The organism is Halorubrum trapanicum, from assembly GCF_017873555.1.
In the GTDB taxonomy this organism is placed as follows: Archaea; Halobacteriota; Halobacteria; order Halobacteriales; family Haloferacaceae; genus Halorubrum; species Halorubrum trapanicum.
In genome coordinates this window covers 26,699-50,551 of the sequence record NZ_JAGGKE010000002.1, presented here as the reverse complement: position 1 = coordinate 50,551, position 23,853 = coordinate 26,699, and the positions used below count along the sequence as shown (strand labels likewise).

Here is a 23,853-nt window from a genome sequence, read left to right as displayed (position 1 = left end):
CGTCGGGTATGGACTCGTCGGACGCCGCCCTGCTCGGCGTGGCCGGAATCGTCGGCGCGCTCGTGTTGGCGGTCGCGTTCGCCGGCGGCGCCCTCTTCGGCTTCGACGAGTCGGCCGTGCGGCCGATACGACTCCTCGCGGTCGAACCCCTCACGTGGATCGTGATCGCCGCGCTCGTCGTCGCGGTCGTGGGGAACGCCTACATCGAATAGCGACCCGAGCGGCCGCGCCGCAGGGCGGGAACGCGTGCGCCGCCTGACGCGACCCCGACTCACCGAACGACCGTGACCGGCACCGGCGACCGCTGGAACACCGTCTTGGCGACGTTCCCCACGAACAGGCGGTCCGCGAGCGACCCGCTGTGGGTGCCCAACACGACGACGTCGAACCCCTCGGCGTGGTCGATGATCTGCCGGGCGGGCCGCCCCGCCTCGACGATCGTCTCGATCGCCGCGTCGTACTCGGCGGCGATCTCGTGTGCCCGCTCGAACACCGGCTCGGCGGCGTCATGGATGCCGTCTTCCCCGGCCTCCGACAGGGCGATCCCAGCCGCTTGTCCCATCATCGGCGACGCCCCGCCAACGACGTGTAACACGGTGATCTCGGCGTCTGGGTGGCCGTCGAGCGCGTATCGGAGCGCGCGCTCGGAGAGATCTGAGCCGTCCATCGCGACGAGTACGCGCTCTATCATACCGGCGGTACGCGCCGACACCGGATAAACGCATCTGGTGGGCTGGGCGGAACGGCCCGCTCGACTCCGCGCTCACCCGTCTGCGTCCTCGACGCTCTCAGTCGACGTTCTCGATCGCTCGGACGAGCGCGTCGAGCGCGCGCTCGGCCGCGCCCCGCTTCACCGCGTCGCGGTCGCCGTCGAGGACGGCCCGCTCGGTGCGGACGAACGACTCCTCGGTACCCCACGGCGCGGCGTGCGCGACCCCGAAGTACACCAGTCCGACGGGTTTCTCGCCGGTGCCGCCCGTCGGTCCGGCGATTCCGGTCGTCGCGACCGCCCAGTCCGCGTCCGCTCGGTCTCGCGCGCCCGCCGCCATCTCCCGGACCACCGGGTCGCTCACGGCGCCGTGAGCGTCGAGCGACTCGCGGGAGACCCCGAGCAGTTCGCGCTTGGCGTCGTAGGTGTAGGTCACGAACCCGCGGTCGAAGTAGCCGCTCGCGCCCGGCACGTCCGTCACCCGCGACCCCACGAGTCCGCCCGTGAGCGACTCCGCGGTCGCGACCGTCTCGTCGCCGCCTGAGAGAAGTTCGTTCAAGCGCTCGGCGGGGTCCGTCGTCTCGTCCATACCCCTCACTCCGAGCGAAGCGCCCCTGAGGTTTACGCCCCGCCGCGTCGAAGGGCGACCGTGACCGACACCGACTGGGACGAGCGGTTCGCGTCGGGCGAGTACCCGCGCGCGCCGGAGCCGTCCCCTGTGCTCCGCGCCTACGAGCCGTCGCTGCCCGACGGCCGCGCGCTCGACGTCGCCGCCGGAACCGGCCGCAACGCGGTGTTCCTCGCGGACCGCGGCCGCGACGTCGACGCGCTCGACGCCTCGGCGGAGGGCCTCCGTATCGTCCGCGAGCGCGCCGCGGACCGCGGGATCGGCGACCGGATCGAGGCGATCCGGGCCGACGCCTCGACGTACGGGTTTCCGAGCGAGACGTACGACGTGATCGCGATGAGCTACTTCCACGCGCTCGACCGGTTCGCCGACCTCGTCGAGTCGCTCGCGCCGGACGGGTACCTCTTCGTGGAGGGACACCTCCGGTCGGCGTCGCCCTCGCAGTCGGGACCGAGCGGCGACCGCTACCGCTACGCGGCGAACGAACTGCTCCGCGCGGGGCTGGGGCTGAGCGTGCGCTACTACGACGAGACGACGACGGAGCGCCCGGGCGGCCGCGAGCGCGCCACGGCCCGACTGCTCGCGCAGAAGTCGACGGGCGGGCGACAGTCGTACCCCTCGCGCCCGGACGCGTCGGAGCGGTGGTCGACCGAGGCGGTTGGCTCGACCGATCCAGACGAGAGCGACGCGTGAGCGACGACAACTCGTCGTCGCCCGCGGCGGTCCTCCGCGCGCTCGTCGCCAGCGCGGTCGCAGCCGACCTCGCGGCCCTCGACGATCGGGTCGAGGTCGTCGAGCGGAGCGGCGGAGCGGCGGACGAAGGCGTTACCGCGGATCCCGCGAAACGGCTCGCCGGACTCGTCGGTTCGGCCGACAGCGTCGTCGCCGTCGTCCCGCGGTTCGACGCCGACCTCGCCCGTCGGCTGAACGCCTCGCTGGCGGCGACGGACGGCGACGGGGACGCGGGCGACTCGAACGGCTCCGAGAGGGACGCGACCGTCCCGGGCGACGTCCGCGTCGTGTTCACGGACGCCGCGAGCGACCGCCTCTCCGGAGCGACCGGCCCGGTCGTCCGGCGCGCGCTCGCCGACCGCGGCGTCGACGCGTACCGTCACGACGGCGAGTCGCCGGTGGCCGTGGTCCTCGCCGACGACCGCGCCGCCGTCGGACTGATCGACGGCGACGGAATCTCGGCGCTGTTACGGACCGACGCGCCGGCGGTCCGCGAGTGGGCGGCCGCGACCTGTCGGCGTTACCTCGCCGCGGCCGAGTCGGTGACCGACGACTGAGCGGATCTCCTCCGGACGGTGACGGTCCCCGGTCCGCTTTTGAGGGTCGCCGCCGAAGGGCGCGTATGAAAGCGCTGCTGCTGTTAGTGGCCGGAATCGGCGGACTGATCGAGGCGGTCGCGCCGCGGCGCGCCGTCGCGGTCTGGACGCGCGCGTGCTACCGGAACGCCGGCGAGGCGGAGCCGAGAGAGTGGGTGTACGCCGCCGCGAAAGCCGAGGGGGCGGTGGTCGCCGCGGGCGCGCTCGTCGGGCTGTTCCGGCTCGCGACCGCGGACGACGAGGCGGTCGACGAAGCGGCGGCCGAGGGCGGACGTGACGACGGCGGCGACGAAGCGTAATCCGGCGGACCGCCCGAACCCGACCGACCGGACCCGAACGTATATTTGTCAGGTCTCGGTACCGAGTAGCATGACGGGGCCTCTCGCGGACCCCAGGTCGGACGACGCAGCGACGGTTCGGGTCCTTCACGTCGACGACGACGACGCTTTCCTCGATCTGACCGCGACGTACCTCGAACGGATCGACGACGCGTTCGAGGTCAAGTCCGAGAGGGACCTCGCCGGCGCGCTCGACGCCCTGGCGACGGAGCCGATCGACTGCGTCGTCTCCGACTACGACATGCCCGGAACGGACGGACTCTCGCTCCTCCAGCGGGTCCGCGACCGGGGCGTCGAAGTCCCGTTCGTGCTGTTCACGGGGAAGGGGAGCGAGGAGATCGCGAGCGAGGCCATCTCGGCGGGCGCGACCGATTACATCCAGAAGCGCGGCGGGAACGACCGGTACGAGGTGTTGGCCAACCGGGTTCGCAACGCCGTCGACCAACACCGGTCGCGGGTCGCGCTCGCGGCCAGCCAGGAGCGGCTCTCGCGGTTCATCGACCAGTCGCCGCTGGGGACGATCGAGTACGACGACGCGTTTCGGATCGTTCGGGTGAACCCCGCCGCCGAGGAGATCCTCGGCTACGAGGAGTCGGAACTGCTCGGGGGGACGTGGCTCCCGTTCGTTCCCGAACCGGCGCACCGACACGTGGCGGCGCTCGAACGCGACCTGCTCTCCGATAAGGGCGGCTACCAGAGCGTCAACGAGAACGTCCGCAGCGACGGCGAGCGGATCCGCTGCGCGTGGCACAACCAGGTGGTGACCGACGCCGACGGGGAGGTGATCGGCGTCTTCTCGCAGTTCGAGGACGTCACCGAGGCGGAGGCGCGGAAACGCGAGATCGAGCGGACGAACGCCGTGCTGTCGACCGCGCTCGACACGCTCCCGGTGGGGATGCTCATCGAGGACGGCGACCGACAGGTGATCCAGGTGAACGAGCGGCTGTACGATCAGTTCGAACTCGACGGCGATCCGTCGACCGCCGCCGGCCGCGACTGTCGGGAACTCGCCGTCGAACTGAGCCAGCGGTTCGCCGACCCCGAGGGGTTCGTCGAGCGTATCGAGACGCTCGTCGAGAACCGGCGCCCGGTCGACGACGAGCGGCTCGCGCTCGCCGACGGGGACACGCTGATTCTGACGTACCGGCCGATCGACCTGCCGGACGGCGACGGCCACCTGTGGGCCTACAGGACGGCGGGTCGGGCCGACTGAGCCGACGCTCCGCGGTGGGCGGCCGCGGCCGACCACGAGACCGGATCAGTCGTTCGCGGGGTCCGCCTCGGTGTCCTCGAACGGCCGCTCCTCGTCGGGTCGGTCGCCCGTCAACAGGACGTGGCAGTCGCGACACCGCGCCTCGTAGGACTCCTCGGCGCCGACGAGGATCGTCGGGTCCTCGACGTGAGCCGGTTCCCCCTCGATGAGGCGCTGGTTTCGGGAGGCCGGCTCCCCGCACACCGAGCAGATGGCCTGGAGCTTGTCGACGTACTCGGCGGTCGCCATCAGCTGCGGGAGCGGCTCGAACGGCTCGCCGCGGAACGTCTGGTCGGTGCCCGAGACGATCACCCGGCTGCCGCGGTCGGCGAGGGCGTTACAGGTCTCGATGAGCGCGTTCGAGAAGAAGTTCGCCTCGTCGACGGCGACGACTTCCGCGGGGTCGTCGTCGAGGATGTCGAGGGGGCCGTCGCCCTCGTTGTCGACGACGGTCGCCTCCCACTGTCGCCCCGTGTGGCTGCCGATCGTCGTCTCGCCGTAGCGGTCGTCGACCGCGGGCGTGTAGACGGCGACCGACTGCCCGGCGATCTCGGACCGCCGGAGCCGGCGGAGCAGCTCCTCCGTCTTGCCCGAGAACATCGACCCGGAGATGACCTCGATCCAGCCGGATCGAGTGATGGCGTGCATACCCGATCGGGCCGGAGCCAGCGACTAAACCGTTTCTCTCCCGGCGCGTCGGTCGACGCCGACGCCGGGATCACCGGCCGGTTCGCGACTCAGTCGTCGCGGGGCACGACCGGCTCGCCGCCGATCACGACCCGCGAGACGTCGGCGTGGCCGGCGCGCCTGACGACCGCGCGGACGAGGTCTCGCGCGCCGGCGAGGTTGTCGGAGTCGCCGTCGAGCACGAGCAGGTCGGCGTCGGCCCCCTTCCGCACGACGCCGCGGTTCAGCCCGGCGATCTCGGCGCCGTTGCGCGTCGCCATCCGCAGGATCTCCCGCGCCGGGAGATCGGAGAGCTTCGCCGCGAACTCCATCTCGCGGAACATCGACGGCGAGTCGGTCATCACGTTGTCGGTGCCGAGCGCGACGGTCGTCCGCTCGGTCAGCTCGCGGATCGGCGGGACGCCGACGTTCGTCACGAGGTTCGACCGCGGGCAGACGACGACCGGCGTCCCCCGGTCCGCGACGCGTTCGAGGTGGATCGACTCGGCGTGGACCATGTGGACGAGGAAGTCCGGGTCGAGGTCCATCGCGGGGTTGATGTCGTCGGCGTCGCGCTCGCCCGCGTGGATCCCGAACAGCTTGCCGGCCTCTCGCGTCTCCGACCGGACCGCGTCGAAGTCGGCGTCTCGCGCGCCGGAGGCGCCGTACCCGTCGGCGACGGAGAGGACGTCCGGGTCGTCGCGGCCGAACACGACCGACTCGATCGCGCGCTCGCCGAACTCGACCCCCTCGCCCGCGAGCGCGTCGCGGAGCGCGGCGACGCCGTCGACGCCGCCCTCGCGGAACTCCAGGAAGGTACCGGTCCCCGTCGACTCCATGTAGCGCAGGGTGCGGGCCATCGCGGCCACCTTCTCCTCGTGGCTGGCCGACCGCAGGAGCCGGTGTTTCAGCCCGTCCGGCGGGGCGACCAGTTCGTCGAGCGAGAGTCCCTCGCCCGCCTCCTTGGCAATGGAGTCGCCGATGTGGGTGTGGGCGTTGACGAACGCCGGGAGGATCACGTCGTCGCTCTCGACCGATTCCGCTTCCACCCGGACGATCTCGCCGTCCGCGACGACGACCCGGCCCTCGACCGGCTCGAAGTCGGGACCGACCAGGATGGTCCCCTCGAGATGCATATCCGAGCCTCGCCAGCCGAGGTTAAAACGTCACGGGAACGGGTCCGCTGGGGGCGCCCCGCTCGCCTACTCGAACTCGTCGAGCGTCGTCGGCATCGCGCCGCGCACCTCGGTCACGAGGCCGTCGGGGTCGAGACCGAGCACGTCCGCGGCCGCTCGGCCGACGCGGTCGGTGGCGGGGGCCGGGGCGTACACGCCGAGGCGCCACTGGTCCCGCTGGGCGGTCCGGAGCGCCGAGACGAGCGGCGACTGTCGCTCCAGGCGCCTGATATCACCGTTGACGGTGACGCGCGCGGTCGACTCGCGCATCGTCGGCTCGGGCGGCACGTCGAGGATCACGTGGTCGCGCGCGACGCCAGCCTCCGCGGCTATCTCGCGTTCGAGCGCCGTCTCCGCGGCGTGGTCCGCCTCGTGGACCCGGTCGGGGACGTCGTCGTACTCGGCCCACACCGCCAGCTTGTAGAGGTCGCGCTCGTCGTACCGCCGGGAGAGTTCGGCCGTCTCCCGGCAGTCGCGGACCGCGGCGAGGAAGTCGTGGTCGTCCATCCGCCGTAGTTCGGCCGCGGTCGTCGCGGTCGCGTCGAGCAGGTCGCTCGCGGCCCGCCGCAGCATCGCCTTCGAAATGCGCGCCACGTGGTGGGTGTAGACGACCGGGTTCATCAGCGCTCGGGCGAGGAGCAGGCTCTCGGCGGTCTGAACGTTCCCCTCGTCTAAGACGAGTTCCGGGCCGTCACGGCCGGTCCCGTCGCGGTCCGAACCGTCACGATCCGCACCGTCGCCGTCCGCGACCCCGCCACGCTCCACGAACGTCAGCTCGCGGACGAACCGCTCGGTGTCGATGGTGCCGTACGGGACGCCGGTGTGGTAGGCGTCGCGCACGAGGTAGTCCATGCGGTCGACGTCCAGCTCCCCCGAGACCAGCCCGGCGTACGGTCCCTCGCCGGCGACGATCTCGGCGATCCGGTCCGGGTCGAGGTCGTGGTCCCGTAACACGTCGCCGACCGCGCCGGTCTCCAGCAGCTCGCCGACGTCGTCGTGGTACTTCCCGGTCCGGCGGTGGGTGAGCGACTCGAGGTTGTGGCTGAACGGGCCGTGCCCGACGTCGTGGAGCATGGCGGCCGCCTCGATGCGGTCGGCGCGTTTCCCCTCGATCCCGAGGTGATCGAGCGCGCGGCTCGCGAGGTGGTAGACGCCGAGGCTGTGCTCGAACCGCGTGTGGTTCGCGGAGGGGTAGACCAGCTGGACCGTCCCGAGCTGCTTGACGTGGCGGAGCCGCTGGACGGCGGGCGTGTCGACGAGGTCGGCGGCGACGCCGTCTATTTCGATGTGGTCGTGGACGGTGTCCTTGACCGTGATCATGCGTCGGCTTTCGGCGGCACCGGATAAAAGACTGTGAGTGTCGAGCGGGGCGCCACGGGCCGGGGGAGAGCGGACGTCGATTCCGGAGCCGCTGCCGCCGCCCGCGAATCCGCGGCACGATTTATGTGCCGACCGCGCGAACCGCCGCATATGTACGACGTGCTCCTCGGGATCGGTCTCGACGACGAGCCGCGCGCGATCGCACAGGCCGAAGCCGTCGTGGACCTGCCGAGAGCCTCCGACGAGGTGACCGCGCACCTCTGTCACGTCTTCCGGGACAACCCGGAGGGGGCGTCGGTCCACCAGCTCGGAACGGTGCGGCGCGCCCGCGAGGTACTGGAAGACGCCGGCGTCGACTGCGTCCACTACGAGGCCAGCGGCGACCCCGGCGACGAGCTGCTCGCGGCCGCGGACGACGTCGGCGCCGACGCGATCTGCGTGTCGGGCCGCAAGCGGAGCCCGGCCGGGAAGGTCGTCTTCGGCAGCACCACGCAGGCGCTCGTGTTGAACGCGGACCGGCCGGTGTTGGCGGTTCCGGGACCGGACGGGGAGTGAGGCGGCGCCGACGCGCGGCGTTCGGTCGCGAAGCCGACCAGGTCGCTCAGGCCGACGGTCGCCCCGTCGCGCGCAGTCCCAGCACATCTCGCGCGGCGGTCGCGACGGCGTCGACGTGCTCGGCGGGACAGTAGACGCCGAGCGTCCAGCGGCGGCGCTCGGCGGCGCGGAGTCCGGCCACCAGCTCCGAGGCGTCCTCCAGCCGCTGCGGGACGCCGTCGACGACGACGGCCGAGCCGGACTCCTTCAGCGCCGGGCGCGAGGGAATGTCGACGAGGACCGCGTCGCGGTCGATACCGACGGTCTCCGCGATCTCGCGTTCGGCGGCGCGCTCCTCCGCGCGCCCGGCGTCGACCGTTCCGGTCGGCACCTCGTCGAGCTCGGCCCAGACCGCCCGCTTGTAGAGGTCGCGGCGCTCGATGCGCTCGCCGAGCGCCGGGACGCGGTCGCGCAGCTCGACGAGGAGGTCGTGGTCCGCCATCCGGCGGAACGCCTCGACGTCGGTCTCCGTGCGGTCGAGGTACCGCTCGCAGGCGCGCTCCAGCATCGCGCCCGCGACCCGGGAGACGTGGTGCCGGTAGACGACGGCGTTCATCAGCGAGCGCGCGACGAGCAGGCTCTCGGCGGTGGCGACGTTCCCCTCGTCGAGGACGAGGTCGGCGGCCCCGCCCGCGCCGTCGCCGCCGACGAGCCGGAGCTCGGTGACGAGCCGGCCGGTGTCGACGGTGCCGTACGGGACGCCGGTGTGGTGGGCGTCGCGCACGAGGTAGTCCATGCGGTCCACGTCCAGCTCCCCCGAGACGAGCGGTCCCAAGGCCCCCTCGCCGTCGATCAGGGCGGCGACGCGCTCGGGGTCGAGCCCGTTGCGTTCGAGGACCTGACAGACCCCGCGGTCCGCGTCGGTGAGCAGCCACTCCACGTCGTCGTGGTCGCGCCCGGTCGCGCGCCGGATGATCCCCTCGGTCTGGTGGCCGTACGGGCCGTGACCGGCGTCGTGGAGCATCGCCGCGGCGCGGACGTGCGCCGCCGTGTCCTCGTCGACGCCGAGTCCCTCGATCGCGCTGCGCGCGAGGTGGTAGACGCCGAGGCTGTGTTCGAACCGCGTGTGGTTCGCGGAGGGGTAGACGAGCCGGACCGTGGACAGCTGTTTGATGTGTCGCAGCCGCTGGAACGCCGGCGTGTCGACCAGTTCGACGGCGAGGTCGCCGAGCCGGACGTGGCCGTGGACGCTGTCCTTGATCGCCTTCATTGGCGGGTGGTCGCCCCGGTCCGAGTTGGTCGTTTCGACTCGACGGGCGGGCGGGCGCGGCGAGTCACTCGTCGACGACGTCGATCCCGAACCGCTCTTCGAGCGCGCGCACGACGGAGCCGCCCACGTTCGCGGTCGCGGCCCGGCCGTCCTCGACCGCGAGGAGGTCGTCCTCGTCGAGCTCCAGCTCGGCCGCGACCTCCTCGACCGTCAGCCCGGCGTCCTGTCGCGCCTCGGTCACGAGGTCGCCGTAGCCGGAGACGAGGTACGGGAGGCGGTCGGACTCGTAGCTCGTCCCCTCCTCCTCCCAGCGCTTCGAGTCGCCGGTGGCGGAGTCGTACATCTTCGCCTGCTTCCGCGCGAGCTCCTTGTTCCGGCTCTCGGTCGCCCCCGAGCCGGATCCGGTGCCGCCCGAGCTTCCGCCCGAACTCCCGCCGCGGGACCCGCCGCTCGGTCCGCCCCGGTCGCTCGGGGCGTTCCCGGCGTCGTCGTGGGGACGGCAGTTCGAACACACGAGCAGCTTCGCGCCGGCGACCGTCGCCTTCCGGAGGGCCGTGGTCTCGCGGCCGCAGAGCTCGCACGCGTCGCCGTCGTCGCCGCCGCCGCCGCCGCCCGTCGAGTACTTCGGCATACCCCGAGTAGAGGGCCGGGCCGTTAAAAAGTCGTGGAGAGAAGCGCTCGGCGTCGCCGGGGTCGTCGACGCGAGTCGGGAGTTGTCGGTGTCGCCGGTGTGGCTGGTTCGCTACGGCGTCACGGGCCGAGATACCCCCATGACTGTAGTCGGTCGCCGTCGCCTCCGACCCAGCGTTCGCCGATGTCGTCGCGGTAGTACATGTTCGGCATCACGACCCCGTCGATGCGGTCGTACGCCTGCTCGCGTGCGGCCTGCATCGTCTCGCCCTTTCCGGTGACGACGAGGGGCATCCCGCTCCCGCCGGCGACGCGCCACTGGCCGTCGACCCGCTTCGTGTCCTCCAGGTGGATTCCGTCCCGGTTCTCGGTCTCGAAGACGACCGCCGCGTTCCGCGAGTTCTCGTCGTACGTCTGCTCGTCGTCGAACGGGAACGGCGGGAGGACGACCCTGACGGCGATCTGGTAGCCGCCGTGGACCTCCGGATCGGGACCGTTGCCGTGCGCGAGGTCGTAGAAGAACTCCGCCGTGGATGACTCGATCGACTCCTCCTGAAGCGCGATGGTGGGGTAGCCGAACCGGGGCGTGAACTCCAGCGGATAGATCCCGGTCTCGTTGACGATACAGTTGATGTCGATGCTCCCGACGTACCCCTCGTCGGCGAGCCAGCCTTCGAGTTTCCCGAACGTCTCTTGGAACAGCCTGTTCCGTCCGGCCCAGAACATCGAAGTCCCCATCTCACCGGTCGACGGGCCGATGTTCCCCGGAAACAGCTTCTTGTGCTCGAAGTTGAAGTTGACTCGGTCGACGAACTCGTCCCCGTCGAAGAAGCCGCAGATCGCGACTTCGACGCCCTCGACCTTCCGCTGGAGCTGGAATCCCTTCATCCGGTGGCCCCACGCCTTCTTGTACGCCCGAAGCACGTCGACCACGTCGCCGCCGTCGTCCTCGTTGCCGACGTACAGCAGGCGCTTGACGTTCTGGACCTCGCCGAGCGGTTTGATCACGTACGGCGCGGGGTTCTCCTGGACGTGTTTGATCCCCGCGTCGAAACTGTCGAAGACGTGGTGTTCGACGGTGTTGACGCCGTGCTCTTCGAGTATCTCCATCGCGTAGCCGCGGTCCTCCTCGAGGCGGTCGGTGTTCGGCGTCCCGCCGACGACGGCCTTGCCCTCCTCGCGGAGTTCCTCTGCGAGCGCGCCGGTCCCGACGTCGGAGCCGACCCAGATGTCGTCGAAGATTATCACGTCGGCCCAGCCGACCTCGGCGCGCCAGTCGTCCGTCTTCGGGACGAACCCGTCGCCGATCTCTCGGTCGCTTTCGGCCTCGACGTAGTACTTCACGGCGTGGCCCTCGCGGCTGACCTGCCACGCCAGGTCCGTTATCAGCGCCGCGTCGGCCGAGACGAAGAGGAAGTTGGCGGTGTCCATGCGGGGGCGTCGTCGGGGAGGGACTTGAGTGTGTTCCGGCGCGCGCGTCCGGTCGTCTCGGGAGAGGTTGAAACGTTAACGCTCGGGTTGATGGAGGACCGCGTGGTCGATCCGGGTATGCCAAGCGTGACACGGGACGGCGTGGCGATCGAGTACGCCGTCGACGGGAACCCGACGGGACCGACCGTGCTGCTGCTCGAAGGTCTCGGGTACGGTCGGTGGATGTGGCGGTGGCTCGCCGAGGCGTTGGCCGACGACTACGAGGTCCTCCGCCCGGACAACCGCGGAACGGGGGACTCCGACGTCCCGGCGGGACCGTACACGATAAGCGAGATGGCGGCCGACGCGGCCGCGGTCCTCGACGACCGCGGCGTCGACGCGGTCCACGTCTGCGGCGCGTCGATGGGGGGGATGATCGCCCAGGAGCTGGCGCTCGACGACGACCGCGTCGCCTCCCTGACGCTGCTCTGTACCTCCCCCGGCGGCGAGGACGCGGCACAGACGCCGCCGGAGGTCCAAGAGCACATCTTCTCCGCGCCCGAGGACGCCGACCCCCGCGAGCGGGTCCGTTACCTGATGGAGCCGGCGGTCTCCGACGGCTTCTACGAACGGGAGCCGGAGCTGGTCGACCGGATCGTCGACTGGCGGCTGGCGGGCGACGCGACGCCGGTCGGCCGCGAGGCGCAGGCGGCCGCGGTGGCGGCGTTCGACGCGAGCGACCGGCTCGGCGACCTGTCCGTGCCGACGCTCGTCCTCCACGGGACGGCGGACCGCGTGCTTCCGGTCGCGAACGCCGAGCTGCTGGCGGAACTCCTCCCGCACGCCGAGGTCGAGCTGTTCGAGGGGGGACCGCACCTCTTCTTCATCGAGGAGCGCGAGCGCGTCAACGACCGGGTCCGGTCGTTCCTCGGCGGGGTCGCCTGAGATGGCGGCCGAAGACGACCCGCGGAGCGACGACCGTACGGAGGGCACCGGAGCCGAGTCCGACACCGACCCCCGGCCGCACCCGCACGGCGACCGCGACTACGAATGGGTCGGCTCGCTCTCCGCCCGCCGCGCTCGCCTCTCGCCGGACCGCGTCGCGGTCACCGACACTGCCGCGAACGCCGAGTACACGTACGCGGAGTTAGAGGAGCGCGCCAACCGCACCGCGCGCTTCCTCCGCGACGCCGGGGTCGAGACGGGCGACCGCGTCGCCGTCGTCTCGCGGAACCGCGTCGAACTCGTCGACCTGTTCTTCGCGACCGGGAAGACCGGGGCGGTGCTGGCGCCGCTCTCGCATCGCCTCGCGGAACGCGACCTCGCGGCCGTGTTGGGCACCGTCGACCCCGAACTGCTCCTCGTCGAGACGCCGTTCGAGGGCGACGCGATCGACGCCTTAGAGCGGGCCGACGTCGAGCCGGCGGTCCGTTCGATCCCGACCGACGGCGACGACGCGTGGCGGCCGTACACGCGGGATCTGCCCGTCGACGGCTCGCCCGTCGAGACCGCTGACGTCTCGCTCGCGGACCCGCACCTCTTCTTGCACACCGGGGGGTCGACCGGCACGCCGAAGGAGACCGTGATCAGCCACGGCGCGGTCCGCTGGAACGCGTTCAACACGATCACCGCGTGGGGGCTCCGCGAGGACGATGTGACGCCGATGGTGTTCCCGATGTTCCACACCGGCGGCTGGAACGTGCTTACGGTCCCCTTCTTCCAGATGGGCGGGCGCATCCTGCTGAGTCCGGAAGTCGATCCCGGCCGCGTCCTACGCGACGTCGAGCGCGAGTCGGCGACGACGCTCGTCGCGGTCCCAGCGGTGTTGCGGATGATGGCCCGCCACGACGAGTGGGGCGACACCGACCTCTCCTCGCTCCGGTTCGTGAAGAGCGGCGGCGGTCCCTGCCGCGAGAGCGTCATCGCGGCGTGGCGCGACCGCGGCGTCGAGATATCGCAGGGGTACGGACTCACCGAGTGCGGGCCGAACAACTTCGCGATGCCCGACGGCTTCCCGCCGGAGAAGACCGGGAGCGTCGGTGTCCCGGCGCTCGCGGTCGACGCGCGCGTCGTCGACGAGGACGGTCCCGTTCCCGACGGAACGGTCGGCGAGCTCGAACTCGCGGGACCGGCCGCGGCCGACCGCTACTGGGACGAGCCGGCGGAGACGGCGGCGACCTTCGGCGACTGGGTGTCGACCGGCGACCTCGCGCGCGTCGACGAGGACGGGTACTACCACATCGAGGGGCGCAAGAAGAACATGTTCGTCTCCGGCGGCGAGAACGTCTACCCGCCCCGCGTCGAGGACGCGCTCACCGACCACCCCGGAATCGAGGAGGCGGTCGTGATCGGCGTCCCGAGCGAGCGGTGGGGGACGGTCGGGAAGGCGATACTCGTCGGCGACGAGTCGCTCGCGCTCGACGACGTGGAGTCGCACCTCGCCTCGCGCGTCGCCCGGTACGCGGTCCCGAAGGAGCTGGCGTTCGTCGACGAGATGCCGACCTCGGGTCCCTCGAAGATCGACCGGACGGCGCTGAAAGAGCGGTTCGGTGAGTAGACGCCGCATATCCTACAGGAACAACCATTATATACGCGGGGGATAAGGAGGTGGCATGCTCGACGTCACGATGGATATGGAGCAGTTCGACTGCCCGTTCATCGACACCTCCGCCGACCACGACGTCGCCTTCTCCGCGATGCACTGGCAGTTGGACACGGCGGCGGAACAGCTGGAGACGCGGCTGCTCGTCGAGTCGCCGGACCGGTACGAGCTCGGCGAGGGGCTCTCGGCGCTCCGCGACCACGAGAACATGGCCGAGTACCGGCTGTTCTCGAAGGAGGACGGGACCGCGATCGTCCGGACCGTCATCGAGGAGACGAACGCGATGTCGACGATCACGGACCACGGCGGCTACATCACGGGCCCGTTCCTGATCGAGGACGGCTCCGAGCGCTGGCAGGTCGGGTTCGACGACGAGGCGACGACGGAGGCGGCGCTTCACGACCTCGAGAAAGGCAACGAGTTCGTCGTCGAGGACCGGTCGGAACTCTCGATGGAGGCGCTGTTCGACACCATGCGGAACGCGAACGCGGCCTCGACGATGCTGGACGCGTGCCGCGACCTGACCGACGTCGAGCGCGACACCATCGAGTCCGCGGCCGACGCGGGGTACTTCGAGTCGCCGCGTGAGGCGACGCTGTCGACGCTCGCCGACGAGTTCGACGTCTCGACCGCAGCCGTCTCGAAGAACATGCGCCGCGGCGAGAAGAAGCTGCTCCGCAGCGTCGTCGCCGCGCTCGACGGACTGGAGTAGGTGCTGGGCGAAAATCGCCGGAAGGGGAAGTCACTGACGCGGCGGTGACGGCATCGAACGCGCGAAAACGACGCCGAGACGCCCCGTTGCGCCGCCGTCTACCGATTTCGCGTCGGCAGTTAACATCTTAACTCGGCCCTTCATGGTGGTGTCCGTCCTCGGATAGTGTATGCGAGACGAACACACACGGCGAGCGTATCTGCGAGGAACCGGGGCCGCGGTCGGCGCGGCCGGACTCACCGGACTTGCCGGCTGTTCCGGCGGCGGAGACGGCGGCGACGGATCGGACGGTGGTGACGGCTCCGACGGCAGCGGCGGCGACGGATCGGACGGCGGGAGCGGCGACCTCTCCGGCGAGACAATTCGGATCGGCGCTATCCAGCCGACCTCCGGGGACCTCCAGTACTACGGGCAGATCAGTCTCCGCGGGTTCTACTCCGGGCTGGCGTACAAACACGACCTCGACCCGATCGAGGAGGCCACGCCGGGGACGTACACGGTCGAACCCGACGGCGGACCGACCTACGAGATTATCGTCGAGGACACCGGGTTCAGCCCGGACACGGCCCAGAGCGTCGCGACCGACCTCGTGGTCGACGAGGACGTCGACGTGCTGTTCGGGGCGTCGTCGTCGGACAGCGCGCGGCGCGTAATCGACACGGTCGTCGACGAGACCGACGTGCCGTTCCTCATCGGTCCCGCCGCCGACGCCGACATCACCGTCAGCGAGGAGTTCTGTCACCCGCTGGCGTTCCGCGCGAGCGAACACACGGCCATGGACGCGCGCGCCGGGGGGACGTACGTCGCCGAGAACTTCGACATCGACACCGTCGCGATCTTCGCGTCGGACAACGCGTTCGGCCAAGGGGTCGCGAACAACTACACCGAGGTGCTGGAGGCCGAGGGCGTCGACGTCCTCGAACCGCGGTTCGTCGAGCAGGGGTACTCCGAGTTCGACGGGCTCTTCGAGCAGGCGATCTCCGACGGCGCGACCGGCGTCGTCGGCGGCTTCACGGCGTCGACCCTGCCGCAGTTCCTCTCGGCCGCGGTGTCGTACGACATCCAGGTGTTCGGCGGCTTCGCGGCGCTGCTGACCACCCAGCTCATCGGCGGGACGATCGAGTCGGCGCTCGGCGAGGACTTCACCGCGCAGGACGTCCGAGACGCCGGACTCGGCCCGTTCACCACGCGCTACCACTGGAACCAGTACGACAACGAGATCAACGACGCGTTCATCGACATGCACACGGAGGCGTACGGCATCGTGCCCGACCTGTTCAGTTCGGGGACGTTCACGATGGCCTCCGCGCTCTCGCAGGCGGTGAGCGAGTCCGGCTCGACCGACGGCGCCGACGTCGCCGACGCGCTGCGCGGCATGACCGTCGCGGACACGCCGAAGGGCGCGGACGCGTACACGTTCCAGGAACACAACAACCAGGCGGCCTCGCAGATGACGGTCGCGTGGCCGGTGCCGACGAGCGACGAGTACGCCGAGACCTGGGACGCGCCGATCATGCCCGGCGAGCCGGAGCAGCGGCTCGACGCCGAGGACGTGATGGTGCCCGAAGAGGACGCGACCTGCTCGCTGTAATGCTGCTGGAGACCGAGGGGCTCACGAAGCGCTTCGGCGGCATCACCGCCGTCGACGGCGTCGACTTCGCGTTGGAGACCGGCGAGCTTTGCTCGATCATCGGCCCGAACGGCGCGGGGAAGACAACGTTCTTCAACCTGCTCACGGGCGTGTTGGAGCCTTCTGACGGACGCATCCGGTTCGATCCGCCGGGCGAGGGCGACGGCGAGCGCCGCGCGCTCGCCGGCGGCGGGTCGGGCAGCACCGACTCGGTGCTCGACATCACCGCCGCCTCGCCGGACGAGACGGCGCTGGCTGGTATCCACCGATCGTACCAGATCACGAACTTGTTCCCGACGCTGTCGGTGCTGGAGAACGTCCGGGTGGCCGCGCAGGCGAGCCGCGGGAACGACTCCTGGAAGCTGTGGCGCAACGTGGCCGACTTCGAGGACCACTACGCGGAGGCGACGCGGATCCTCGAACGGATCGGGCTGGCGGAGGAGGCCGAGACCGTCACCGAGAACCTCAGCCACGGCGAGAAGCGCAGCCTCGAGATCGGCGTCGCGCTCGCCGGCGACCCCGACCTCCTCCTGCTCGACGAGCCGACCGCCGGCGTGTCGAGCGAGGGCGTCGACGACGTCGTCGCGCTGATCGAGGACGTGGCCGCGGACCACTCGGTGATGCTCATCGAGCACAACATGGAGGTGGTGATGGACATCTCCGACCGGATCGCGGTCCTCCACCGCGGCGAGTTGATCGCCGACGGGCCGCCCGAGGACGTGCGCGGCGACGAGGCCGTTCAGGAGGCGTACCTCGGCGGGTACGGCCGCGAGGGGTCCGAAGCGGCGGGAGCCGATTCCGAAGGCGACGCCGCCGACCGCGACGAGGACGCCGCCGCCGACGGCGGACGCCGCGCGAGCGCCGGAGGTGAGTCGCGGTGACGGCCCTCGAACTCGACGGCGTCCACACCTACTACGGCGAGAGCCACATCCTCCAGGGGCTGTCGCTGTCGGTCGAAGCGGGCGAGATCGTCGCCCTGGTCGGTCGGAACGGCGTCGGGAAGACGACGACGCTCCGCACCGCGCTCGGGCTGACGCCGCCCCGCGAGGGGACCGTCCGGTTCGACGGGACGGACGTGACGGGGATGGAACCCCACGAGATCGCCGCCCGCGGGATGGGATGGGTGCCCGAGGAGCGGCGCGTGTTCTCGCATCTCACTGTCGCGGAGAACCTCCGCGTCGCCGCGCACTCGGCGGCCGACCCGGACGCTCGGATCGCGGAGGCGTACGAGCTGTTCCCGGCGCTCGACCGCTTCGCGGACAAGGAGGCGGGCGACTTGAGCGGCGGACAACAGCAGATGCTCGCCATCGCCCGCGGGATGGTCGGCGACAACGACCTACTGCTCGTCGACGAGCCGAGCGAGGGGCTCGCGCCCCAGATCGTCGAGGACGTGGTCGAGGCGCTGCGCGCGGCCTCCGCGGACACGACGATGGTCCTCGTCGAACAGAACTTCCGGCTGGCGATGGATCTCGCCGACCGCTTCTACCTCGTCGACCACGGCGTCGTCGTCGAGGAGGGCGAGACGGCCGGCGTCACGAGCGACGACGAGCGCATTCGGAGGTACCTGACGGCATGAGCCTCGGAACGCTCCCCGCCGTCGTCGACGCCGCGGCCCTCGCGTCCGCCCTCGACCCGAGCGCGCTGCTCGCGACCGGCGGCGCGGTCGACGGCCTCCGGACGGCCGCCCGCGTGCTCGCCGAGGGGATCGGCAAGGGCGCGGTGTACTTCACCATCGCGGTCGGCCTGACGCTCGTCTTCGGGCTGATGGGCGTACTCAACTTCGCGCACGGCGCGGTCGCGATGGTCGGCGCGTACCTCGGTGGGCTGGTGCTCGTCATCGTCGTCGGCGCGAACACCGGGACGCTGGCGACGATACTCGTCTTCTTCGTCGCGCTGGCGCTGGTGTTCGCCGTCACCACCGCCGCCGGCAGCGCGATGGAGGTGACGCTCATCCGACCGATCTACGACCGCACGCCCACCTACCAGATCCTGTTGACGTTCGGCGTCTCGCTCATCATCGAGGAGGTCGCCCGGATCGTCTTGACGCTCCGCGGGATCCAGCCGGACCCGCAGTGGCAGGCGCCGATGGCCACCGCCCCGGACGTGCTCTTGGGCCGGACCCAACTGTTCGGCGTGGGCGTCAGGCGGCTGTACCTCTTCGAGATCGCGATCGGCGCGGTCGTCGCGGTCGCGGTGTGGGCGTTCCTGACGAAGACGCTGTACGGGCTGTACATCCGCGCCGGCAGCGAGGACACCGAGATGGTTCAGGCGCTCGGCGTCGACGTGCGAAAGGCGTTCACCGTCGTGTTCGGCGTCGGCACCGGACTGGCCGCCGTCGGCGGCGTCCTCCTGATGTGGGACCCGATCTGGGGACCGAGCGTCCTCCTGAGCATCGACGTGCTGCTGTACGCGTTCGTCGTCGTCATCATCGGCGGACTCGGAAGCTTCACCGGGACGCTCGCCGCGGCCGGCATCGTCGGGATCGCCGACTCGGTGACGACGTGGCTGTTCACGACCGGCATCGTCACCTTCCCCGGTCTCTCCGAGGTGACCATCTTCCTCCTGCTCGTGGTGATGCTGATCATCCGTCCGCAGGGGCTCTACGGCGTCGAGGAGGTGGGGGGCCATTAGCGACCCCGACTCCACCGTCGACGGAGACGTTCCAGACGACGCGGACGCCCCGGTCGACGCGGACGCCCCGGTCGACGCGGACTCACCGATCGCCCCGCCGACCGCGACCGGCGGCCTCCGCGAGTACCTGCGGGACCACGCCGTCCACGCGGCCGTCATCTTCGGGTTCCTCCTGTACCCGCTCGTCTACGAGGCGCTGCTCGCGACGCCGGCCGGGCCGCTCGCGGAGGCGTTCCTGCCCGCGGTCACGTTCATGGTCGTGGTGCTGTACATGGGGCTGTTCGCGATGAGCTTCGACTTCGTTAGCGGCTACACCGGCTACCTCTCGTTCGGCCACGCGGCCTTCTACGGTACCGGCGCGTACTTCGTCGTCCTCGCCGCGAACGGGCAGGTGCCGGGGATCCCCGGGGGGACGCCGTTCATGATCACGCTCGTGTTGGGCGCGGTGCTGGCCGGCCTGCTCGCGCTCGTCATCGGGTCGGTGTCGTTCCGGCTCACGGGCGTCTACTTCGCGATGATCACGCTCGGGTTCGCGCAGGTGATCTACGAGCTGATCCGGTCGTGGGGGTACGTCTCGACGAACCCCACCGAGGGCGCGACGGTGAGCGGCGACGCGCTGGCGATCGGCGTCCCCTACGTCGACGCGCTCAGCCTCGACGTGGGACGGCTCACGGGCGAGAGCGTCGAGAACCTGCTCGGGCTGGGGATCGACCTCTCGGCGACGGTGGTCTCCTACTACGCGCTCGGGATCGTCGTCGTCGTTTGCTACTTCGCGATGCAGCGGATCGTTCACTCGCCGTTCGGGCGCGTGATGATCGCGATCCGCGAGAACGAGGAGCGCGCCCGCGCCGTCGGCTACGCGACCTACCGGTTCAAGCTGGCCGCGTTCGCCGTCAGCGGCTTCTTCGGAGCTATCGCGGGCGGCATCTTCGCCGCCTACTCGCGGTCGGTCGCGCCCGACGGAACGTTCTACTTCCTCGTCACCGCCGACGCGCTGATCACGACGATCGTCGGCGGGTTCGGCACCCTCGCGGGACCGATCTACGGGACCCTGTTCAATCAGGGGTTAGAGGACGTCCTCTCGACCGAGAGCGGCGGGATCGCGACGCTGCTGCGCGAGGGACTCCCGGCGAGCGCCCTCGAGGCCGACCTCTTCGGGGTCAGCCTCGAACTGTTCGTCAACACCGCGGTCGACGGCCGCGCCCCGCTGTACCTCGGGATCGTCTTCGTGCTGTTCGTGCTGTTCGTCCCGAACGGCATCCTCGGGACGCTGCGCGACCGGCTCGGCGGCACCGTCGGGAAGCGGCTCCCGGACCACCTGCGGCGCTACCTCCGGTAGCGTCGCGGGCCCGCGACTCCGTGGCTCCGCGGCTTTCGACGCGTGCTCGACGCGGCGAACCGGAGATCTGACACACGAAACATGACCGAAACCACGCGACACGACGGAACCGAACGGACGCGACACGACGGAACGGACCGAACGCGACGCGGAGGAGCATCATGACCGTCTCGATCACCGGCATCGGGACGTACGTCCCAGACGAGACCATCTCGGGGGAGACCATCGCGGCCGAGAGCGGGATCCCCGAGGAGGTCGTCGTCGAGAAGATGGGCGTCCGCGAGAAGCGCGTCTGCCCGCCGGACGGCGACCACGCCACCGACATGTCGGTGACGGCGGCCGAGGCCGCGCTCTCGGACGCCGACGTGGACCCCGCCGACCTCGACGTCGTCGTCTACCACGGCTCCGAGTACAAGGACCACGTCGTCTGGTCGGCGGCGGCCGCGATCACCGACCGGCTGGGCGCGACGAACGCGTACGCGACCGAGAGCTACACGCTGTGTGCCGGCGCGCCGATTGCGTTGCGGCAGATCACCGCCCAGTTGGAGACCGAACCCATCGACGCGGCGCTGCTCGTCGCCGCCAGCCGCGAGGAGGACCTCGTCGACTACGACAACGAGGACAGCTCCTTCATGTTCAACTTCGGCAGCGGCGCGAGCGCGTTCGTCGTCGAGGCGGCGGGAGAGGAGTCGGACGGCGAGGAAAGCGCAGACGCCGCGCGCTTAAACAGCCGAGCGCGGGCGACCGTTCACGCCAGCGCGGCCGAGACCGACGGTTCGTTCGCCGACGACGTGGTGATGCCCGCGGGCGGGTCGAAGCGCCCGCCGAGCGAGGAAACGGTCCGCGAGGGGCTTCACACGCTCGACGTGCCCGACCCCGAGGGGATGAAGGAACGCTTGGGGCCGGTGTCGCTGCCCGCGTACCTCTCGGTGGCCGACGCCGCCCTCGTCCGGTCGGGGTTCGACCGGGACGACCTCGATTTCGTCGCGCTCACGCATATGAAGCGCTCGTTCCACGAGCGCGTCCTCGACGAGCTCGGCCTCGACCCCGCGAGCGACGGCTACTACCTCGACGAGTTCGGCCACGTCCAGAGCGTCGACCAGGCGCTCGCGCTGGAACGGGGCGTCGAGACGGGTCGGCTCGAACCGGGTGACCTCGTCTGCCTGCTCGCGGCCGGCACCGGCTACACCTGGTCCGCGACCGTAGTTCGGTGGTGCGGCTGACCGCTTATAAATAGTTACCCGTGGATCGACGGCGAACACCGCCAAAGCCCAAGCCGCTCGCTTATAAATAGTTGACCGCGGATCGACGACGAACACCGCCAAAGCCCCAGCCGGGAGGCGGGCGCACGCTCGCTGCGCTCCTTACTCGTTCGCTCCGCTCACTCGTTGCGGTGCTTTCGTCGTCATCAGAACGCTTCGCGTTCTGATTGGCTCACGAGAGCTCCGCTCTCGTGAACGCCTGCGCCCGCCTCCCGGCTGCCCCTTTGAGTCCCGCCCCGCACAACAACCGCACCTCACGCCTCCCCAGCCTCGTCGGCCTCCCTGCGGTCGGCCGACTCCCTCGCGCGTGCGACTCACGCCCTTCGGGCGTTCGTCGGCGCGCGCCACTGCCTCGACCCGTCGCTTATTTATAAACCGTATCTGTCGGACATCTGCCGCCGTCGGTCACTCAGGGTTTCCGTGCGGCACCGACAGCACCGTTGCCTCGCCGGAGAGGACGCGCTCGTCGCGCTCGGGGACTGTCGCGGTCGTCTCGACGGCGATGCGGTCGTCGCCGAGGTCGTCGGTGACGCGGACTGTCGCCTCGACCGTCTCACCGGGGAACACCGGCTTCTCGAACGACAGCTCCTGCGAGAGGTAGACGATGTCGCCGGAGAGCCGCGCGAGCGCGCCGGAGACGACCGCGGCCGAGAGAATCCCGTGCGCGACGCGGCCGCCGAACATCGTCCCGGCGGCGTACTCGTCGTCGAGGTGGATCGGGTTCTCGTCGCCCGAGAGCGCCGCGAACGTCTCGATCGTCTCCTCGGTGATCGGTACCTCGTGGGTCGCCGTCTCGCCGACGTTCGCGACTGGCATACCGATCGGTCGCGCTGTCGGGGCCTCAACCCCGTGGTTCAGCCTCGAACCCCAGTGTGGGGGTCACGGAAACAGCGGCCGGGAGGGGCGGCCGGAAGGGGATACGACGCGCCGTTCAGCGCGACCCGCCGGCGTCGACCGGACAGGTGTCGACGCCAAGCAGGGCGTACAGGCCGCAGGTGCCGGTCGCGGCGGTCGCGAGCATCGCGAGCGCGACGACGCCCAGCACCGGGGCCGCGAGCGCGGGGAGCGGCGCGGCGCCCGCGAGGGTGGCTATCGAGGCGGCGCCGGCGACGGCGCCGACCGCGGTTCTGACTCGCTTGTCCGCCGCACCGACGTTCTGGTTCATAATACACAATACAGCACACAACCGTATGAACCTTTCCACAGCTGAACGAACAGCACGGCGACGCACGCGGTCCGTTCACCCCTCGCTCGGCCGTAGCCGTCGAGATCGGTCGGCGTGGGCTCACCGACGGCGAGGTCGCGCAACCCTGTACGGCCTGACGGCCTGCGGAATCCCGACCGCGAGGAGGAGAAGGGCCAGCGCGAGATACCTGTTTGCGCTCGATCGAGTTCGCTAATAGGTCTTCTGGGCGGTGGTTCGAGACGCGCGCCGGAGCGGTCGGCGGTCGAACGGAGATGCGTCCGGCGGACGACGCTCGTGCGGACTCGCTGTTAAAAAGACGACACAGCGGTCAGCGACCGCGACCGCTGCTTACTCGCCCGTCTCGATCGGCGCGCCGACGAGGTTCCCCCACTCGGTCCACGAGCCGTCGTAGTTGCGGACGTCGTCGTAGCCGAGCAGCTCGTGTAGGAGGAACCACTCGATCGACGAGCGCTCGCCGACGCGGCAGTAGGCGATCGTCGACTCGTCGCCGTCGACGCCGGCGTCCGAGTACAGTTCGCGGAGCTCGTCCGCGCTCTTGAACGTGCCGTCCTCGTTCAGGGTGGTCCCGATCGGGACGTTGCTCGCGCCGGGGATGTGGCCGCCGCGCTGGGCCGTCTCGTTGAGTCCCTCGGGCGCGATGACCTCGCCGGAGAACTCCTCGGGAGAGCGCACGTCGACCATCGGGAGCCCCTCTTCGATGGCGTTGTCGATGTCGTCTTTGTACGCGCGGACGCTCTCGAAGGGACCGCGAGCCTCGTACTCGCGGGGCGTGAAGTCGGGCGCCTCGGTGGAGAGCGGGTAGTCGTTCGCGACCCAGTAGCCCTTCCCGCCGTCGATCACGCGGATGTCGTCGTGACCGTAGTACTTGTAGATCCAGTAGCCGAACAGCGCGAACCAGTTCGGGACGCGGCCGCCGCCGTACACGACGACGGTCGTGTCGGCGTCGATGCCGCCCTCGCCGTTTCGAGCCGCGAAGTCCGCCTTCGAGACGATGTCGCGCTCCGTCTCATCGGTGAAGACCTCGTCCCACTCGAAGTTGAGCGCGCCGGGGATGTGGCCCTCCTCGTAGGGCGTGTACTCCGACTCGTCGGTGACGGTCGGGTTATTGATCTCGACGAGCCGGAGGTCGGAGTCGTCGTCCTGGAACGCGTCGAGGTTCGATTCCACCCAATCCGCCGTGACGAGTACGTCTTCTGGCATCAGTACCCGT

The 23,853-nt window shown here is 70.4% G+C and carries 26 protein-coding genes; 15 read left to right on the top strand and 11 right to left on the bottom strand.

Translation table 11 applies throughout. The features are described from left to right. The first annotated feature begins 8 nt into the window (after window positions 1-8). Entirely contained in the window at window positions 9-212 is a 204-nt protein-coding gene (locus J2744_RS02585; protein ID WP_209544123.1) for a hypothetical protein, read from the top strand. 59 nt (window positions 213-271) lie between these two features. Here J2744_RS02585 and J2744_RS02580 read toward each other — a convergent pair whose 3' ends face one another. Continuing rightward, complete coding sequence (locus J2744_RS02580) at window positions 272-691, bottom strand: universal stress protein (protein WP_209544121.1); 420 nt, start codon at window positions 689-691, stop codon at window positions 272-274. 97 nt (window positions 692-788) lie between these two features. Then, window positions 789-1,298 (bottom strand): CinA family protein, encoded by a 510-nt coding sequence (locus tag J2744_RS02575; RefSeq protein WP_209544119.1) that lies wholly within the window; start codon window positions 1,296-1,298, stop codon window positions 789-791. A gap of 60 nt (window positions 1,299-1,358) precedes the next feature. Between J2744_RS02575 and J2744_RS02570 the strand changes: the two genes are divergently transcribed. The 4 genes from J2744_RS02570 (at window position 1,359) to J2744_RS02555 (ending at window position 4,216) form a co-directional block, all read left to right on the top strand. Further along, window positions 1,359-2,030 (top strand): class I SAM-dependent methyltransferase, encoded by a 672-nt coding sequence (locus J2744_RS02570; RefSeq protein ID WP_209544117.1) that lies wholly within the window; start codon window positions 1,359-1,361, stop codon window positions 2,028-2,030. Continuing rightward, a complete protein-coding gene (locus tag J2744_RS02565) occupies window positions 2,027-2,626 on the top strand; it encodes a transcriptional regulator FilR1 domain-containing protein (protein WP_209544115.1) in 600 nt (199 codons plus the stop codon). Before J2744_RS02570 ends, J2744_RS02565 begins: the two co-directional genes overlap by 4 nt. Before the next feature lie 65 nt (window positions 2,627-2,691). After that, a complete protein-coding gene (locus tag J2744_RS02560) occupies window positions 2,692-2,964 on the top strand; it encodes a hypothetical protein (protein ID WP_209544113.1) in 273 nt (90 codons plus the stop codon). A gap of 70 nt (window positions 2,965-3,034) precedes the next feature. Continuing rightward, the gene (locus tag J2744_RS02555) at window positions 3,035-4,216 is read left to right on the top strand and encodes a PAS domain-containing response regulator (RefSeq protein WP_209544111.1); all 1,182 of its coding nucleotides are present in this window, start codon (window positions 3,035-3,037) and stop codon (window positions 4,214-4,216) included. Window positions 4,217-4,261: 45 nt separating this feature from the next. On the opposite strand, the gene J2744_RS02550 is transcribed toward J2744_RS02555, so the two are convergent. The 3 genes from J2744_RS02550 to J2744_RS02540 all read right to left on the bottom strand — a co-directional run bounded on the left by J2744_RS02550 (window position 4,262) and on the right by J2744_RS02540 (window position 7,416). Continuing rightward, window positions 4,262-4,903, bottom strand: a complete 642-nt coding sequence (locus J2744_RS02550) for a thymidine kinase (protein ID WP_209544109.1) — start codon at window positions 4,901-4,903, stop codon at window positions 4,262-4,264. Between the two features lie 89 nt (window positions 4,904-4,992). Further along, complete coding sequence (locus J2744_RS02545) at window positions 4,993-6,057, bottom strand: amidohydrolase family protein (RefSeq protein ID WP_209544107.1); 1,065 nt, start codon at window positions 6,055-6,057, stop codon at window positions 4,993-4,995. Window positions 6,058-6,123: 66 nt separating this feature from the next. Then, entirely contained in the window at window positions 6,124-7,416 is a 1,293-nt protein-coding gene (locus J2744_RS02540; RefSeq protein WP_209544099.1) for an HD domain-containing protein, read from the bottom strand. 150 nt (window positions 7,417-7,566) lie between these two features. Between J2744_RS02540 and J2744_RS02535 the strand changes: the two genes are divergently transcribed. Then, window positions 7,567-7,971, top strand: a complete 405-nt coding sequence (locus J2744_RS02535) for a universal stress protein (protein ID WP_209544096.1) — start codon at window positions 7,567-7,569, stop codon at window positions 7,969-7,971. Window positions 7,972-8,017: 46 nt separating this feature from the next. Here J2744_RS02535 and J2744_RS02530 read toward each other — a convergent pair whose 3' ends face one another. The 3 genes from J2744_RS02530 to J2744_RS02520 form a co-directional block, all read right to left on the bottom strand. After that, window positions 8,018-9,220, bottom strand: coding sequence for an HD domain-containing protein (locus J2744_RS02530; RefSeq protein WP_209544094.1), 1,203 nt, complete (start codon window positions 9,218-9,220; stop codon window positions 8,018-8,020). A gap of 64 nt (window positions 9,221-9,284) precedes the next feature. After that, window positions 9,285-9,851 (bottom strand): helix-turn-helix domain-containing protein, encoded by a 567-nt coding sequence (locus J2744_RS02525; RefSeq protein WP_209544092.1) that lies wholly within the window; start codon window positions 9,849-9,851, stop codon window positions 9,285-9,287. Between the two features lie 119 nt (window positions 9,852-9,970). Next, the gene (locus tag J2744_RS02520) at window positions 9,971-11,281 is read right to left on the bottom strand and encodes a phosphoribosylglycinamide synthetase C domain-containing protein (protein WP_209544090.1); all 1,311 of its coding nucleotides are present in this window, start codon (window positions 11,279-11,281) and stop codon (window positions 9,971-9,973) included. 117 nt (window positions 11,282-11,398) lie between these two features. Between J2744_RS02520 and J2744_RS02515 the strand changes: the two genes are divergently transcribed. From J2744_RS02515 to J2744_RS02475, 9 genes are all read left to right on the top strand, one after another. After that, window positions 11,399-12,205, top strand: coding sequence for an alpha/beta fold hydrolase (locus J2744_RS02515; protein ID WP_245203154.1), 807 nt, complete (start codon window positions 11,399-11,401; stop codon window positions 12,203-12,205). 1 nt (window position 12,206) lies between these two features. Further along, entirely contained in the window at window positions 12,207-13,817 is a 1,611-nt protein-coding gene (locus tag J2744_RS02510) for a class I adenylate-forming enzyme family protein (protein ID WP_209544086.1), read from the top strand. A gap of 55 nt (window positions 13,818-13,872) precedes the next feature. After that, window positions 13,873-14,574, top strand: a complete 702-nt coding sequence (locus tag J2744_RS02505) for a helix-turn-helix domain-containing protein (protein WP_209544084.1) — start codon at window positions 13,873-13,875, stop codon at window positions 14,572-14,574. Window positions 14,575-14,743: 169 nt separating this feature from the next. Further along, complete coding sequence (locus J2744_RS02500) at window positions 14,744-16,165, top strand: ABC transporter substrate-binding protein (protein WP_209544081.1); 1,422 nt, start codon at window positions 14,744-14,746, stop codon at window positions 16,163-16,165. Continuing rightward, window positions 16,165-17,085 (top strand): ABC transporter ATP-binding protein, encoded by a 921-nt coding sequence (locus J2744_RS02495; RefSeq protein WP_209544079.1) that lies wholly within the window; start codon window positions 16,165-16,167, stop codon window positions 17,083-17,085. Before J2744_RS02500 ends, J2744_RS02495 begins: the two co-directional genes overlap by 1 nt. Next, window positions 17,082-17,780, top strand: a complete 699-nt coding sequence (locus J2744_RS02490) for an ABC transporter ATP-binding protein (protein WP_209544077.1) — start codon at window positions 17,082-17,084, stop codon at window positions 17,778-17,780. Before J2744_RS02495 ends, J2744_RS02490 begins: the two co-directional genes overlap by 4 nt. Beyond that, a complete protein-coding gene (locus J2744_RS02485) occupies window positions 17,777-18,835 on the top strand; it encodes a branched-chain amino acid ABC transporter permease (protein WP_209544075.1) in 1,059 nt (352 codons plus the stop codon). Before J2744_RS02490 ends, J2744_RS02485 begins: the two co-directional genes overlap by 4 nt. A gap of 253 nt (window positions 18,836-19,088) precedes the next feature. Beyond that, window positions 19,089-20,174 (top strand): branched-chain amino acid ABC transporter permease, encoded by a 1,086-nt coding sequence (locus tag J2744_RS02480; RefSeq protein WP_245203153.1) that lies wholly within the window; start codon window positions 19,089-19,091, stop codon window positions 20,172-20,174. 161 nt (window positions 20,175-20,335) lie between these two features. Continuing rightward, window positions 20,336-21,397: a 3-oxoacyl-ACP synthase gene (locus J2744_RS02475; protein ID WP_209544073.1), complete on the top strand. Its 1,062-nt coding sequence runs from the start codon at window positions 20,336-20,338 to the stop codon at window positions 21,395-21,397. 444 nt (window positions 21,398-21,841) lie between these two features. On the opposite strand, the gene J2744_RS02470 is transcribed toward J2744_RS02475, so the two are convergent. From J2744_RS02470 to J2744_RS02460, 3 genes are all read right to left on the bottom strand, one after another. Then, entirely contained in the window at window positions 21,842-22,252 is a 411-nt protein-coding gene (locus J2744_RS02470) for a MaoC family dehydratase (RefSeq protein ID WP_209544064.1), read from the bottom strand. 115 nt (window positions 22,253-22,367) lie between these two features. Further along, the gene (locus J2744_RS02465) at window positions 22,368-22,601 is read right to left on the bottom strand and encodes a YgaP-like transmembrane domain (RefSeq protein WP_209544062.1); all 234 of its coding nucleotides are present in this window, start codon (window positions 22,599-22,601) and stop codon (window positions 22,368-22,370) included. Between the two features lie 369 nt (window positions 22,602-22,970). Beyond that, window positions 22,971-23,843, bottom strand: a complete 873-nt coding sequence (locus tag J2744_RS02460) for a sulfurtransferase (protein WP_209544060.1) — start codon at window positions 23,841-23,843, stop codon at window positions 22,971-22,973. Between the last annotated feature and the right edge of the window lie 10 nt (window positions 23,844-23,853).

What these genes read in the sequence shown, in the direction of transcription:
- J2744_RS02585 (WP_209544123.1), top strand. Translation starts at nt 9, where the DNA reads ATGGACTCGTCGGACGCCGCCCTGCTCGGCGTGGCCGGAATCGTCGGC.
- J2744_RS02465 (WP_209544062.1), bottom strand. Translation starts at nt 22,601, where the DNA reads ATGAACCAGAACGTCGGTGCGGCGGACAAGCGAGTCAGAACCGCGGTC.
- J2744_RS02580 (WP_209544121.1), bottom strand. Translation starts at nt 691, where the DNA reads ATGATAGAGCGCGTACTCGTCGCGATGGACGGCTCAGATCTCTCCGAG.
- J2744_RS02540 (WP_209544099.1), bottom strand. Translation starts at nt 7,416, where the DNA reads ATGATCACGGTCAAGGACACCGTCCACGACCACATCGAAATAGACGGC.
- J2744_RS02545 (WP_209544107.1), bottom strand. Translation starts at nt 6,057, where the DNA reads ATGCATCTCGAGGGGACCATCCTGGTCGGTCCCGACTTCGAGCCGGTC.
- J2744_RS02460 (WP_209544060.1), bottom strand. Translation starts at nt 23,843, where the DNA reads ATGCCAGAAGACGTACTCGTCACGGCGGATTGGGTGGAATCGAACCTC.
- J2744_RS02480 (WP_245203153.1), top strand. Translation starts at nt 19,089, where the DNA reads ATGGTCGTGGTGCTGTACATGGGGCTGTTCGCGATGAGCTTCGACTTC.
- J2744_RS02560 (WP_209544113.1), top strand. Translation starts at nt 2,692, where the DNA reads ATGAAAGCGCTGCTGCTGTTAGTGGCCGGAATCGGCGGACTGATCGAG.
- J2744_RS02530 (WP_209544094.1), bottom strand. Translation starts at nt 9,220, where the DNA reads ATGAAGGCGATCAAGGACAGCGTCCACGGCCACGTCCGGCTCGGCGAC.
- J2744_RS02495 (WP_209544079.1), top strand. Translation starts at nt 16,165, where the DNA reads ATGCTGCTGGAGACCGAGGGGCTCACGAAGCGCTTCGGCGGCATCACC.
- J2744_RS02550 (WP_209544109.1), bottom strand. Translation starts at nt 4,903, where the DNA reads ATGCACGCCATCACTCGATCCGGCTGGATCGAGGTCATCTCCGGGTCG.
- J2744_RS02515 (WP_245203154.1), top strand. Translation starts at nt 11,399, where the DNA reads ATGCCAAGCGTGACACGGGACGGCGTGGCGATCGAGTACGCCGTCGAC.
- J2744_RS02525 (WP_209544092.1), bottom strand. Translation starts at nt 9,851, where the DNA reads ATGCCGAAGTACTCGACGGGCGGCGGCGGCGGCGGCGACGACGGCGAC.
- J2744_RS02475 (WP_209544073.1), top strand. Translation starts at nt 20,336, where the DNA reads ATGACCGTCTCGATCACCGGCATCGGGACGTACGTCCCAGACGAGACC.
- J2744_RS02485 (WP_209544075.1), top strand. Translation starts at nt 17,777, where the DNA reads ATGAGCCTCGGAACGCTCCCCGCCGTCGTCGACGCCGCGGCCCTCGCG.
- J2744_RS02505 (WP_209544084.1), top strand. Translation starts at nt 13,873, where the DNA reads ATGCTCGACGTCACGATGGATATGGAGCAGTTCGACTGCCCGTTCATC.
- J2744_RS02520 (WP_209544090.1), bottom strand. Translation starts at nt 11,281, where the DNA reads ATGGACACCGCCAACTTCCTCTTCGTCTCGGCCGACGCGGCGCTGATA.
- J2744_RS02510 (WP_209544086.1), top strand. Translation starts at nt 12,207, where the DNA reads ATGGCGGCCGAAGACGACCCGCGGAGCGACGACCGTACGGAGGGCACC.
- J2744_RS02575 (WP_209544119.1), bottom strand. Translation starts at nt 1,298, where the DNA reads ATGGACGAGACGACGGACCCCGCCGAGCGCTTGAACGAACTTCTCTCA.
- J2744_RS02500 (WP_209544081.1), top strand. Translation starts at nt 14,744, where the DNA reads ATGCGAGACGAACACACACGGCGAGCGTATCTGCGAGGAACCGGGGCC.
- J2744_RS02535 (WP_209544096.1), top strand. Translation starts at nt 7,567, where the DNA reads ATGTACGACGTGCTCCTCGGGATCGGTCTCGACGACGAGCCGCGCGCG.
- J2744_RS02470 (WP_209544064.1), bottom strand. Translation starts at nt 22,252, where the DNA reads ATGCCAGTCGCGAACGTCGGCGAGACGGCGACCCACGAGGTACCGATC.
- J2744_RS02555 (WP_209544111.1), top strand. Translation starts at nt 3,035, where the DNA reads ATGACGGGGCCTCTCGCGGACCCCAGGTCGGACGACGCAGCGACGGTT.